Source organism: Kumtagia ephedrae (genome assembly GCF_003012745.1).
Taxonomy (GTDB): Bacteria; Pseudomonadota; Alphaproteobacteria; order Rhizobiales; family Rhizobiaceae; genus Kumtagia; species Kumtagia ephedrae.
In genome coordinates, this window is sequence record NZ_PXYK01000022.1 from 105,759 (window position 1) to 118,005 (window position 12,247).

Here is a 12,247-nt window from a genome sequence, read left to right on the forward strand (position 1 = left end):
CGACACGCCGCGCTGTCCGCCGAACCCCGGCTCATCGCTGCTCCGCTTCGTCCAATTTCCCTGTTGCAATCGGCCGGCGCTTCGGCCATATAGGCGCGGCTTGCGGCGCCTGCGCCGCGCGAGCGGGTGTAGCTCAGGGGTAGAGCACAACCTTGCCAAGGTTGGGGTCGAGGGTTCGAATCCCTTCGCCCGCTCCAATTCTACTTAGGTTTGAATGGCTTACAGGCTCGGGCGACCGGGCCTTCTGCTTTTTGGCGCCGGGGAGTTTTGCTGAGAGCCGGAGGGCCGTGCCGTGCAAATTGCGCGGCGATGCCGTCATAGCCGTGCCCCTTGCCGGTGAGGATATGCAGCCGGTCATAGGCCGGGCTTTGTTTCGTGCCCGCCATCGGAGTGCAGGCGGCGAACCAATTCCGCCGATACGGCCCGGAGCAAGCGAAGCGATGGTGACCAGCCACACTCCCGCTGCGTTCGTTCTCCGTTCAACCGAAATACATCCGTCCGCGCAAGGACGCGTGCAGGTCGGCAAAAGCCTTCAAGGATGGCCGTGCAGCATTGATGGGCTGGTCCTGCCGGGTCGCGTCAGGACCAGCTCAGATCATGCCGGCTGATCGGTGTCGAGCGGGCGCGCTTGCCGGTGGCGAAGAAGATCGCGTTGGCGACGGCGGGTGGCACTGGCGGGCCGCCGGGTTCGGCCACGCCGCCCCACCAGCCGTCCTGCGACAGCGCGAAATGGCATTCCACCGCGGGCATCTGGTCGATGCGCATCAGATTGTAGCTGTCGAAGTTCAGGTTGGCGAACTGTCCGTCCCGCAATTGCAGACCGCCGTTCAGCGCATGGCTCAGCTCCCAGCAGGCGGCACCCTCCATCTGCTCGGCCGCGTTGAGCGGATTGATGATGTAGCCGCTGTTCATCACCAGGACGATCTTTTCGATGCGAAGCTCGCCGCCGCGGCTGACCGTTACGGTGGCGCAGGCGCCGCAATAGGAGCCATGGTCCTCGACGACGGCGACGCCCATGCCCTCGCCGCGCGGCAGATCGGTTGTGAAGCCCGAGACCTCCTTCAGCTTAATGAGCACCCGCTGCCAGGGCTCCATGCCCTTGGTCATCTCCAGCCGCCATTCGAGCGGATCCCAGCCGCCGGCCAAGGCCATCTCGTCGACGAACTGTTCGATGATGAAGCCGTTCTGGTTGGCGCCGGGGGCGCGATGCGTCGTGGTCGGGATATGGGCGGCGGGGTTGTGGCGTTCGTGGCGCCGGTTCGGTACGCGGTACGGCATCGTCCCGATGGCGTAGTCGGCCGTCGCCGGGCCATGACTCGACGCCCCCTGGTACGCGAACCAGACGGCGCGCGAGAAGAACGCCTCGGGAAGGCCGTTCTCGCCCAGCGCGGCCGAGAGCCGAGTGTAATGCGGCGGCCGCTGCTTGTCCTGGGCGATGTCCTCCTCGCGCGACCATATGACCTTGACCGGCCGGCCCAATTGCCGGGAAAGCATTGCCGCCTGGCGCGTGACGGCGGTGTTGCCGCCGCCGTTGCCGCCAAAGGCGCCGCCGATGAACACGGTGTGGACGAAGACATCCCTGGTATCGCGGCCGAGCTCGTCGGCCACGATCTCCAGCGCGCTCGCCTGGTTCTGCGTCGGCGACCAGACGTCGACGCGTTCGCCAGTGACGCTGACGGTCGCGTTGATCGGCTCCATGCGGGCATGCGTCTCGTAGGGCCGATGGTATTCGGCGCTCACCACGCGCGCGGAGGCTGCGATCATGGCGAGGGTGTCGTCGCCCTCCTCGTGACTGACCTGTCCGGGCTCTTCCCAAAGCCGTCTTGCCTCGGCAGCCTGTGTTTCGTCGCTGACCCCGCCGTCGGTGCCGAAATCCCACTCCACCGTGATCAGATCGAGCGCGCTCCTGGCGCGGTACCAGCTGTCGGCGACGACGGCGATGCCGTCCTGCAGGTGATTAGGCCCAGTCCTGCCCGGCACCGCCCGGAACTCGACGACGTCCACCACGCCGGGGCGGTTCCTCGCTTCGCCGGCGTCGTAGCCGGCCAGGCGCCCCCACGGCACGGGACAGCTCTTGACCGCGGCATAGACCATGCCGGGAAGGCGCGTGTCGATGGCGTAATGGGCGCTGCCGTTCACCTTCACCGGGACGTCCAGCCTCGCGACCGCCGTCCCGAGCAGCCACCATTGATCCGGCGGCTTGATGCCCGGCTCCCGGTCCAGCGTCACCGCCGCCGCGGCCGTGGCGAACTCGGCATAGCTGCCGCTGCGGTTGCCGGCCGAGAGCGTGCCCTGCCGGGCGGTGACGGCCGAGCGGTCGACCCCCCAGGCCTCGGCGGCCGCCTGCTTCAGCCGCTCGCGCGCGGAGGCCCCGGCCCGCATGATGTGGGGATGCTGCATGCGCACCAGCTGCGAGCCGTGCGTGCTGGTGACGATGTACTCGCCGCCCTGGTTGACATGGCGGTTCATGTCGGCAAACACGGCCTGGACGCTCTTCCACGGCACGTCCAGCTCTTCCGCCACCATCATGGACACCGACGTCAGGGCGCCCTGGCCCTGCTCGGTATGCGGCACGCGGATGGTGACCTTGCCGGCCGCGTCGATCGTCAGCCACGCGTTGATCTCGACGCCTTCGGTGGGTGTGGTCCAGGGTTTCGGCGCGACCACGGCGGCTGCCGCGCCGGGAATGTGAAAGCCGAGGGCCAGTCCGCCGCCGGCCCCGAGCATCGCCCGCATCAGCGTCCGGCGCGAGATGTGCGTGTCCATGACGGTCATGCGTCCTCCATCAGCTCGGCGGCGCGGCGGATCGCCTGGCGGATGCGCGGGTAGGTGCCGCAGCGGCACAAATTGCCCGCCATGGCGGCATCGATGTCGTCATCCGTCGGATCGGGCGTCTGCCGCAGCAGCGCCGCAGCGGACATGATCTGCCCCGACTGGCAGTAGCCGCATTGCGGGACGGCATGCTCGATCCAGGCACGCTGGACCGGATGGCTGTTGTCGCCTGAAAGGCCTTCGATGGTGGTGATTTGCGTGCCGACGACGCTGTCGAGGGGAAGGGCGCAGGACCTGACCGCCTCGCCATCCACATGCACGGTGCAGACGCCGCATTGCGCCACGCCGCAGCCGAATTTCGTGCCGGTCAGGCCGATGCTGTCGCGCAGCACCCACAGCAGCGGCGTTTCGGGCTCGGCATCCACCTCATAGGTGGCGCCGTTCACGGTCAGCGTGAGTGTCATGCCGGCATTCTCCACGTCCAGAACTTGATGTCGACTTCCGTCTCGCCGTTCATTGTCCGGGTCCGGATATTCTCCGTTGCGCCATCCGTCCGAAGCGGGACGGCCGCAGGGGAAATGCTAGCGAGGCACTGTCGCAGAAGCTTGTCCAGGCATGGCTGCCGATACAATTGGATACAATTGTCACGAATTGTTGATGCGGTCGACGCGGGCGATTGGCTTTCACGGTACGGAGCTGCTACGGCGACCGCCCTTGCTCTTGCCGGGCGCGCGATGAGGCCGGAGGGCCGAAGCGGGCGTCGGCGTCAAACGCCCGTCGTCGGGCGCGGGCGCGTGCCGTCGATGAAGCGTTCGTAGCGGAAGGCGGCGGGGTCGACGAGCGGCGCGTCGCCGGTCGCCAGATCGGCGGCGAGCCGGCCCGCCGCCGGCCCAATGCCGAAGCCATGGCCGGAGAAGCCGGTGGCAATGACCAGGCCGGACAGCGACTTCACCGGCGCGATGACGGGAACGGCGTCCGGCGTGGCGTCGATGAAGCCTGCCCAGCGCTGCAGCACCGGCACGCCCTTCAGCACCGGAAAGACTTCCTCCATGGTCCGCAGCGCCTGGTCGATATGCGGCACCGGCGCCGGGTCGAGCGTGCGATGGCGTTCGTACACCGAGCCGCTGTCTCCCAGCGCAGGCGCCAGTCCGGCCGGGCCGGTCACGAAGCCCGCGCCGACGCGCAGGCCGACCGAGCGCCATTCGTTCATCAGCATCGGCAGGAAGTCGCGGAAATAGCGAAAGCTGTCCGGAACGATCTCATGGTAGCTCAGGGCGCCGCCGGCGATGGTGTAGCCGCCGTCCAGACGCTTGCGGTAGGCGAAGCCGTCCGCCCACGCGGCGGTCTCCGGTCCGCCCTCGACCGGACCGGTGCGCAGGACCGAGGCGCGCACGACCAGCTGTGGCAGGCGCAGGCCGAGCGGCCGGCACAGCCGGCTCGACCAGGCGCCGCCGGCGACGATCACCGTGGAAGCGCGGATAAGACCTTTCTCGGTGACGACGCCGCAAACCCGCCCGCCGGCGGTGTCGATCGCGCGCACCACGCAGTTCAGAAGGATTTTCGCGCCGGCGCGCCTTGCCGCGCGGGCGATCGCCGGGGCCGCCTTCTGCGGTTCGGCGCGGCCGTCGCTCGGCGTGTAGAGCGCAGCCCTGAAGCCGCGCCGCGCGCCGGGCATCTGCGCCGAAAGCGCCTCTCCGTCGATCAGACGGGTGTCGAGGGCATAGTCGCCGGCGCGCTTCAGCCAGTCCTCGTGGAATGCCACGTCGCTGTCGTCCCGGCAGAGATAAAGAATGCCGGAGCGGCGGAAGCCGACGTCCTCGCCGACCAACTCCTGCATGGCCGGCCACAGCTTCAGCGCCTCGACGATCAGCGGCAGTTCGCGCGGGTCGCGCCCCATGCGTCGGCACCAGCCCCAGTTGCGGCTCGACTGCTCGCCAGCAATATGGCCCTTTTCGCACAACACGACGGAAACGCCCTTCTTCGCAAGGAAGAGCGCCGCGCTGACCCCGATGATGCCGCCGCCGATGATGACGACGTCGGCCGCATCGGGCCTGGCATCGTCCGTCGGGACCGGATCGACCGCAGGGCCCATGGATTTCCCCCAATGCTTGCGGCATCGCGCCGGATTGTCACGTGCCAGTCCATGCCTGCGCGAAGCGATCCTTGCAATGCACCAGCGCCGGGCAGCGGTCGAGCCTGAGTCGGTCGCCGCTTCCGACGAGCACCCGGATGGCTATTTCTGGCGGGCTTCCTTCAGGTGCTCGCCCGGGATGACGAAGCGGCCAGAGCGGCGCTCGACGACCGCCTGGGCAAGGGTCCGCGCCGCGCTGCGGACCTCCTCCTGGATCGCTTCGTCGCGGTCCAGTTCCTGGTGGCTGTCGGCGTAGGGTTTCCAGTAGCCGATATAGCGGTCGAGCTCGGCCAGCGGACCGGCCGGCGCGAGCATGAAGCGCAGCCAGTCGGAAAGCGAGCGGCGCACGTTCTCCGCCCCTTCGAGGTCGCCGTGGACGACGACCGAGAAGAGCCGGCCGGCCAGGTGGCGCGGGTAGTCCCAGCCGTCGAGCTCGACCTTCTTCGCCTTCTCGGCATCCTTGCCGTCGGTGAGCGTCGGGTCCGGGTTGCCGCCGTCGGCACAGACCAGCCGATCCATCATCAGCTTCACCGGCGACGACACCTGATACCAGTTCACCGGCGTGACGATCATGATGCCCGCCGCCGCCACCCAGAGCGGATAGATGTCGTTCATCCAGTCCTGGACCTGTCCTAGCGAGTGGTTTGGGTAGCAGGAGCAGGGCCAGTGACAGAGTGGTGCGGCCGTCGAGAAGCAGGCCTTGCAGGGATGGATGTGCCGGCCGTATTCCGAGGCGAGCCGCGACAGGTCGAGGATCGTCACCGGCAGGCCGAACTCCTGCTCAACAGTTTCGCGCGCACATTCGACCAGGCGAAAACTCTTCGACATCTCGCTCGGGCAAGTGTGCTCGCTGCGCGACGAGCCGTTGATGAGCAACACGCGGGGTTTTCGCGACCTGTCCTCGTAGATCTCCTGCGCGGCGAGGATGGCGTCGCGCGCGGCGATCCAGTCGACCGAAAGGTCGTAGTCGGGATTGTGGAACGTTTCCCCGGCCTTGCGCGTCACCGGGCTTTTTCGCGATTGCTCGTAGGCCTGCCAGGCGACGTCCGCCACCCTGTCCAGCTCGCCACGCAGCGTGTCGAACGCCGGATCGAAGAACTGCTCGAGGTAGCGCTTCTTGAACGCCCTTTCGGCGAGGCGAGGACTGGGCATGCCCTTGCGCGGGGTCGTCGATCCGGAAAGCCGTCCGGAAACCTTCATCGGAAATCACCTCGCGCCGTTGATCGCTCCCGCTCAACGCACGCGCGGAGTTGCAGTTGCGGTTCCGGTGGACGAGGCGCGTGGCCTCTGGACTACCGGACGGCTTGCTGACGCAGCCAGCCGGTGACGAAGTCCAGGATCATCGGCACGTTCTCGCCCGTCTCGACGGCGCCGGCGAGTTCGGAGAGCCGCATGGCGGCCGCGAGCAGGAAGACCCGCCGCGGGTCGAGCGCCTTGCCGGTGCGGACCTCGTAGGCCCGCATGGCGCGCCGGGCGAGATCGGGATCGATCAGCGACACCTGCACGAACTCGCGATGCGGCGGGCCGAAGCCGGAATCGGCGAAGTCGAAGATGCCGCAAAGCGGCATCGCGTCATGGTCGAAGGCCATGTTCCAGCCATGTGCGTCGAAGAAGCCGTAGACTTCGCCGAGCGGGTCGGGGCCGAGCGCATGATAGTCCCGGATCGCCGCCTCCGCTTCCGCGCGCAGTTCCGGCGGCAGCAGTGACCAGGCGGGAGCCAGCGTGTCATCGCGCGTATCCCACCAGCCGACCGGCTCGGCGCCCGCGGCGCGCATGACGGAGGGATCGATCGCGTGCAGCCCGGCGAAGAACAGGGCGAGATCGTCGGCGAGCCGCTCCCGGGCGGCGTCGTTCAGGCTGGGATAGTCGGAGGGCTCCAGCGTGCGGCCGGGCAGTTTGCTGTGTTTTGAAAACAGCGGCGGACCCGGGTGGACCGTCATGTCCGGCACCGGCATGGTGACCAGCGGGCGCACGGCCGCGAGCAGCTTCGCCTCGCGCAGCAGCGCGGTCTCGGCCTCCTCGCCTTCGGGAAACTTGAAGATCAGCCCGCCCGCTTCGACGGCGAGGCTGTGCCAGCCTTTGCCGGCGACGCTGAAGACGGAGCCGGCCAGATGCGGTAGGCCGCGAGGATGGCGTGCCGGCAGTCCTCCGGCACGTTCGTCGGTACGGAAACGCTGGTCAGTGGTCCATCGCCTTGACGATCTCTTCGGTCATCTTCTTGGCGTCGCCGAGCAGCATCATGGTGCCGTCCTTGTAGAACAGCCTGTTGTCGATGCCGGCATAGCCGGAGCCGAGCGAGCGCTTGACGAACAGGCAGGTGCGCGCCTTGTCGACGTCGAGGATGGGCATGCCGTAGATCGGCGACGACTTGTCGTCGCGCGCCGAGGGATTGGTCACGTCGTTGGCGCCGATGACATAGGCCACGTCGGCCTGCGCGAACTCGGAGTTGATGTCCTCCAGCTCGAAGACCTCGTCATAGGGCACGTTGGCCTCGGCGAGCAGCACGTTCATGTGGCCGGGCATGCGGCCGGCGACCGGATGGATGGCGTATTTGACCTCGACGCCGGCGGCCTTCAGCTTGTCGGCCATCTCGCGCAGCGCGTGCTGCGCCTGGGCAACCGCCATGCCGTAACCCGGCACGATGATCACCTTCTGGGCGTTCATCATCAGATAGGCGGCATCGTCGGCCGAGCCCTGCTTGACGGTCCGCTCGATGCCGTCGTCGGCGACCGCGGCCGTCTCGCCGCCAAAGCCGCCGAGGATGACGGAGATGAAGGAGCGGTTCATGCCCTTGCACATGATGTAGCTGAGGATCGCGCCCGAGGAGCCGACCAGCGCGCCGGTGATGATCAGCGCCAGATTGCCCAGCGTGAAGCCGAGCGCGGCGGCAGCCCAGCCCGAATAGGAATTCAGCATCGACACGACGACCGGCATGTCGGCGCCGCCGATCGGGACGATGAGCAGCACGCCCAGCGCCAGCGAGACGATGACGATCAGCCAGAAGATGGTCGTGCTCTGCGTGGTGACCAGGAGCACGATGAGCACGACCAGCGCGGCGCCGAGCAGGATGTTGATGACATGGCGTGCCGGCAGCAGGATCGGCTTGCCCGACATGCGGCCGTCGAGCTTGAGGAAGGCTATGACCGAGCCGGTGAAGGTGATGGCGCCGATGGCGACGCCGAGGCTCATCTCGACCAGCGCCTGGCCGTGGATGGCGCCGACAGCGCCGATGCCGAAGCTTTCCGGCGCGTAGATGGCGGCGGCCGCCACCATGACGGCGGCGAGGCCGACCAGGCTGTGGAAGGCGGCGACCAGCTGCGGCATCGCCGTCATGGCGATGCGGCGCGCGACATAGGCGCCGACACCGCCGCCGATGGCAAGGCCGGCCGCGATGAGCAGCCACTTGCCGCCCGAAGGCAGCGCCAGCAGCAGCGTGGTGACGATGGCGATCGCCATGCCGACCATGCCGTAGATGTTGCCCTGCCGGCTGGTGGTGGGATGCGACAGGCCCCTGAGTGCCAGGATGAACAGGATGCCGGAGACCAGGTAGAGGAAGGAGGCGACGTTCTCGTTCACGTCACTTCTCCTTCTTCTTGTACATGGCCAGCATGCGCTGGGTGACGAGGAAGCCGCCGAAGATGTTGACCGAGGCGAGCATCAGCGCGACGAAGCCGAAGCCGGTGGCGAGACCCGAGGCCGAGATGCCGACCGCCAGCAGCGCGCCGACCACGATGACCGAGGAGATGGCGTTGGTGACGGCCATCAGCGGCGTGTGCAGCGCCGGTGTCACCGACCAGACCACGTAATAGCCGACGAAGATCGCCAGCACGAAGATGGCGAAGCGGAAGACGAAGGGGTCGATCGCGCCGCCGGAGACGGCATGCGCGGCGTCGCCTGCCACATCGGCCGCGCCGGGTCCGAGGTTCTCGGCTGCCGCGCGTACCGCCGCCACAGCGTTTTCGAGCTGGTCGAGCGTCTGCTCGAGAGCAGTCTTTTCCATCACGCAACCCCCTTCGGCTTGCCGGCGGACTTGGCGGCCCCAGCACCCGCGGCTTTCTTCGGCGCCGCCTTCTTCGGCCGGGCCGGCTCGGCGCCTGCCGCGGCATCGGCGACCAAGGTCGTCGCCGGGATCGCCGGCGGTTCGACATGAGGCACGTCCGCCGCCTTGGCGAAGTTCGGGTGCACCACCTTGCCGCCGTCCGTCAGCATGGTCGCCTTGACCAGATCGTCATCGCGGTTGATCGAAAGCTGCTTGCCGGTTTTGTCGATCAGCGTCTCCAGGAAGGCGAACAGGTTTTTCGCATAGAGCAGCGAGGCCGACGCTGCGACGCGCCCCGGCACGTTGAGATGACCAACGATCTTCACGCCGTTGGCGGTCGTCACCACCTCACCGGCCTTGGCGCCTTCGACATTGCCGCCGCGCTCGACGGCGAGGTCGACGATCACCGATCCCGCCTTCATCGAGGCGACCATCGCGGCCGAGATCAGTTTCGGCGCCGGCCGGCCGGGAATGAGGGCCGTGGTGATGACGATGTCCTGCTTGGCGATGTGCTCGGCCGTCAGCGCCGCCTGCTTGGCCTGATATTCCTTCGACATCTCCTTGGCGTAGCCGCCCGCCGTCTCGGCCGCCTTGAATTCCTCGTCCTCGACGGCAAGGAATTTGGCGCCGAGCGACTGCACCTGCTCCTTGACCGCAGGGCGCACGTCGGTCGCCGTCACGACGGCGCCGAGGCGGCGCGCGGTGGCGATCGCCTGCAGGCCGGCGACGCCGACGCCCATGACGAACACCTTTGCCGCCGGCACGGTACCCGCCGCCGTCATCATCATCGGCAGCGCCCGGTCGTATTCGGCGGCGCCGTCGATCACCGCCTGGTAGCCGGCGAGGTTGGCCTGGCTGGACAGCACGTCCATCACCTGGGCGCGGGTGATGCGCGGCATCAGCTCCATGGCGAAGCCGGTCACGCCGGCCTTCGCCATGTCGGCAAGGGCCGCGTCGTTGCCGTAGGGATCCATGATCGCCAGCACCGCCGCGCCCGGCTTGTAGCCTTTCAGTTCGGCTGCCGTCGGGCGGCGCACCTTGAGCACCACGTCAGCCTTGGCGGCGTCCGACGCCCTGCCGAGCACGGCACCCGCAGCCTCGAAATCGGCATCGACGATGCGCGAGCCGAGACCGGCGCCGGCCTCGACGATCACGTCGAAGCCAAGGCCTTTCAGCCGCTTCACCGTGTCCGGCGATCCGCCGACGCGCGGCTCACCCGAATCCGTTTCGCGGGGTATGAATATGACTTGTCCCACCGCCTCAATCCCTCCGGTTGGAACGTTGCCCCTCATGCGGCCAGCACAGGCGGCCGCAGAACGAAATCGTCAGGCGGGGACAGCCTGGTCAGGTAATATGCGCAGGAATGTCGCGCAGCAGATATCCGCCGCCGGCGACGAGAATGATGAACACCACCAATGCGGAGAAAAAGCTGCCGCCGGCGGTAAAAAAGCCGAAGGCCATCGCCGCAACCAGCGCGACGCAGACGATCGTGCCCCATTTCGCCAGTTGCACGAACAGCTTGTAGGTATTTTCGTGCTCGGAATAATCCATCTTGGCGCCCAGCTCGAGCGGTCCGGTCGGGGTTTGGTCGGCCATGCTGTCCCTCCGAAGGTCTTCTCCGGCACATAGCGAAATCGTGACGCGAGGGCAATGCCGCGATTGCCATTCTTGCTGCGACAAGAACGTCGCGCATTTCTTGAAAATCGACCCGGGGTCGCTAGCGACGCGCCGCTTCCCATCGATCGCTTCTTTCGCCGCTCCGCATTTGCTATCCTGTCGCCCCGTGAAGCGATCGGACCGGACATGGCTGAGACACGTCAAAAAAAGATGACGGTCGAGGAGTTCTTCGAATGGCAGCAGCGCCAGGACAGGAACTACGAGCTGGTCGACGGCGTGCCGGTTCTGACCGTCAAGGCGATGACGGGCGCGACGGATCGACACGACAGCGTGACGGTCAACGCCATCGTCTCGCTGGGCAATCAGTTGCGCGGGAAACCTTGCCGCCCTCGCACGGATGACCGTTCTGTTCGGACGTTCCGGGGAATAAGGCGGCCGGACATTCTTATCGAATGCGGAAAAGGTCCTATCGCCCTCCACCACCCGCTATGACCGGTTTCAGAAGCTGGAGGAATACAAGCTGCTTGCCGCGGTCAAGGTGATCCTGCTGGTCGATACCGAGGCGCCGCGGGTCACGGTTTGGCGCCGCGGCGAGGCCGGATGGCACAACCACGAGGAAAAGGGCCTCGACGCGACGATCTGCCGGAGGTCGAAGCGGCATTGCCTCTCTCGGAACTTTACCTGGACCTGTCCTTCGAGCCGACCGACCTCGCTCAGGCCATGGACGAGTAGCCCCTACGACAACCACCGCTTCCTGCGCTTGTAATGCTTCACGTCTCGGAACGACTTCCGCCCCTCGCCGCCGATGCCGAGGTAGAATTCCTTGACGTCCTCGTTGCGGCGCAGCGCCTCGGCCGCGCCGTCGAGCACCACGCGGCCGGATTCGAGGATGTAGCCGTATTTGGCGTAGCGCAGCGCGATGTTGGTGTTCTGCTCGGCGAGCAGGAAGGAGACGCCCTGCTCCTCGTTGAGTTTTCGCACGATTTCGAAGATTTCTTCGACGAGCTGCGGGGCCAGCCCCATCGACGGCTCGTCGAGCAGGATCATCTTCGGGCGGCTCATCAGCGCCCGGCCAAGCGCCGTCATCTGCTGCTCGCCGCCGGAGGTGTAGCCGGCCAGGCTGGTGCGCCGCACCTTCAGCCGCGGGAAATAGTCGTAGACCAGGTCGAGGTCGGCGCGGATCGCGGCATTGCCGTCGCGCCGGGTGAAAGCGCCGGACAAGAGGTTGTCCTCGACCGAGAGGTGGCCGAAGCAATGGCGGCCTTCCATGACCTGGATGCAGCCGCGGCGCACCAGCTCGTTGGGCGAGCGCGCCTGCACCTCCTCGCCCTCGAACACGATCGATCCCTTGGTCACCTCGCCGCGCTCGGCCCGCAGCAGGTTGGAGATCGCCTTCAGCGTCGTCGTCTTGCCCGCACCATTGGCGCCGAGCAGCGCCGTGGTGCCGCCGGTCGGGACCGACAGCGACACGCCCTTCAGCACCAGGATGACGTGATCGTAGATCACCTCGATGTTGTTGACCGAGAGGATGGGGGCGGGCGCGACGCTTCCCTCCCCCTCGAGGGGAGGGAGAACCGCGTTACTTGCATTCTTCATTCACCGGCCAGGGCGCGTTCGCCTCGGCGTATTTCTTCGCCTCGGCCTCGACCAGCGGCGCGATCATGTCCTGGTCGGCCTCCAGCCGGTCC

At 67.1% G+C, this 12,247-nt stretch carries 12 protein-coding genes and 1 tRNA gene; 3 read left to right on the forward strand and 10 right to left on the reverse strand.

Translation table 11 applies throughout. From position 1 onward, the window contains the following. The first annotated feature begins 122 nt into the window (after positions 1–122). A tRNA-Gly gene (locus C7I84_RS21270) sits at positions 123–197 on the forward strand. Between the two features lie 382 nt (positions 198–579). Here C7I84_RS21270 and C7I84_RS21275 read toward each other — a convergent pair. The 9 genes from C7I84_RS21275 to C7I84_RS21315 form a co-directional block, all read right to left on the reverse strand. Further along, the gene (locus tag C7I84_RS21275) at positions 580–2,775 is read right to left on the reverse strand and encodes a xanthine dehydrogenase family protein molybdopterin-binding subunit (protein ID WP_106774231.1); all 2,196 of its coding nucleotides are present in this window, start codon (positions 2,773–2,775) and stop codon (positions 580–582) included. Beyond that, positions 2,772–3,236: a (2Fe-2S)-binding protein gene (locus C7I84_RS21280; protein ID WP_106774232.1), complete on the reverse strand. Its 465-nt coding sequence runs from the start codon at positions 3,234–3,236 to the stop codon at positions 2,772–2,774. Before C7I84_RS21280 ends, C7I84_RS21275 begins: the two co-directional genes overlap by 4 nt. 302 nt (positions 3,237–3,538) lie before the next feature. Beyond that, positions 3,539–4,864 (reverse strand): NAD(P)/FAD-dependent oxidoreductase, encoded by a 1,326-nt coding sequence (locus tag C7I84_RS21285; RefSeq protein ID WP_106774233.1) that lies wholly within the window; start codon positions 4,862–4,864, stop codon positions 3,539–3,541. 141 nt (positions 4,865–5,005) lie between these two features. Next, entirely contained in the window at positions 5,006–6,055 is a 1,050-nt protein-coding gene (locus tag C7I84_RS21290) for a flavodoxin family protein (RefSeq protein ID WP_245428538.1), read from the reverse strand. A gap of 140 nt (positions 6,056–6,195) precedes the next feature. Then, entirely contained in the window at positions 6,196–7,047 is an 852-nt protein-coding gene (locus C7I84_RS21295; RefSeq protein WP_106774235.1) for a phosphotransferase family protein, read from the reverse strand. A gap of 34 nt (positions 7,048–7,081) precedes the next feature. Then, positions 7,082–8,479 (reverse strand): NAD(P)(+) transhydrogenase (Re/Si-specific) subunit beta, encoded by a 1,398-nt coding sequence (locus tag C7I84_RS21300; RefSeq protein WP_106774236.1) that lies wholly within the window; start codon positions 8,477–8,479, stop codon positions 7,082–7,084. Between the two features lies 1 nt (position 8,480). After that, complete coding sequence (locus C7I84_RS21305) at positions 8,481–8,903, reverse strand: proton-translocating transhydrogenase family protein (protein WP_106774237.1); 423 nt, start codon at positions 8,901–8,903, stop codon at positions 8,481–8,483. Further along, positions 8,903–10,198 carry a Re/Si-specific NAD(P)(+) transhydrogenase subunit alpha gene (locus C7I84_RS21310; RefSeq protein WP_106774238.1) on the reverse strand — a complete coding sequence of 432 codons (1,296 nt, stop codon included), beginning with the start codon at positions 10,196–10,198 and terminating at the stop codon, positions 8,903–8,905. The genes C7I84_RS21305 and C7I84_RS21310 overlap by 1 nt, the downstream gene beginning before the upstream one ends. An 88-nt stretch (positions 10,199–10,286) precedes the next feature. Next, on the reverse strand, positions 10,287–10,538 hold the full coding sequence (locus tag C7I84_RS21315) for an aa3-type cytochrome c oxidase subunit IV (protein WP_106774239.1): 252 nt from the start codon (positions 10,536–10,538) through the stop codon (positions 10,287–10,289). A 207-nt stretch (positions 10,539–10,745) separates the two neighbouring features. Here C7I84_RS21315 and C7I84_RS30885 point away from each other — a divergent pair, with 207 nt between their 5' ends. Both C7I84_RS30885 and C7I84_RS30890 read left to right on the forward strand, forming a co-directional pair. Then, complete coding sequence (locus tag C7I84_RS30885) at positions 10,746–11,051, forward strand: Uma2 family endonuclease (protein WP_280954228.1); 306 nt, start codon at positions 10,746–10,748, stop codon at positions 11,049–11,051. Positions 11,052–11,079: 28 nt separating this feature from the next. Then, entirely contained in the window at positions 11,080–11,325 is a 246-nt protein-coding gene (locus C7I84_RS30890; RefSeq protein ID WP_280954230.1) for a hypothetical protein, read from the forward strand. Here C7I84_RS30890 and C7I84_RS21325 read toward each other — a convergent pair. After that, positions 11,295–12,155, reverse strand: coding sequence for an ABC transporter ATP-binding protein (locus C7I84_RS21325; RefSeq protein ID WP_245428532.1), 861 nt, complete (start codon positions 12,153–12,155; stop codon positions 11,295–11,297). The genes C7I84_RS30890 and C7I84_RS21325 overlap by 31 nt on opposite strands. Between the last annotated feature and the right edge of the window lie 92 nt (positions 12,156–12,247).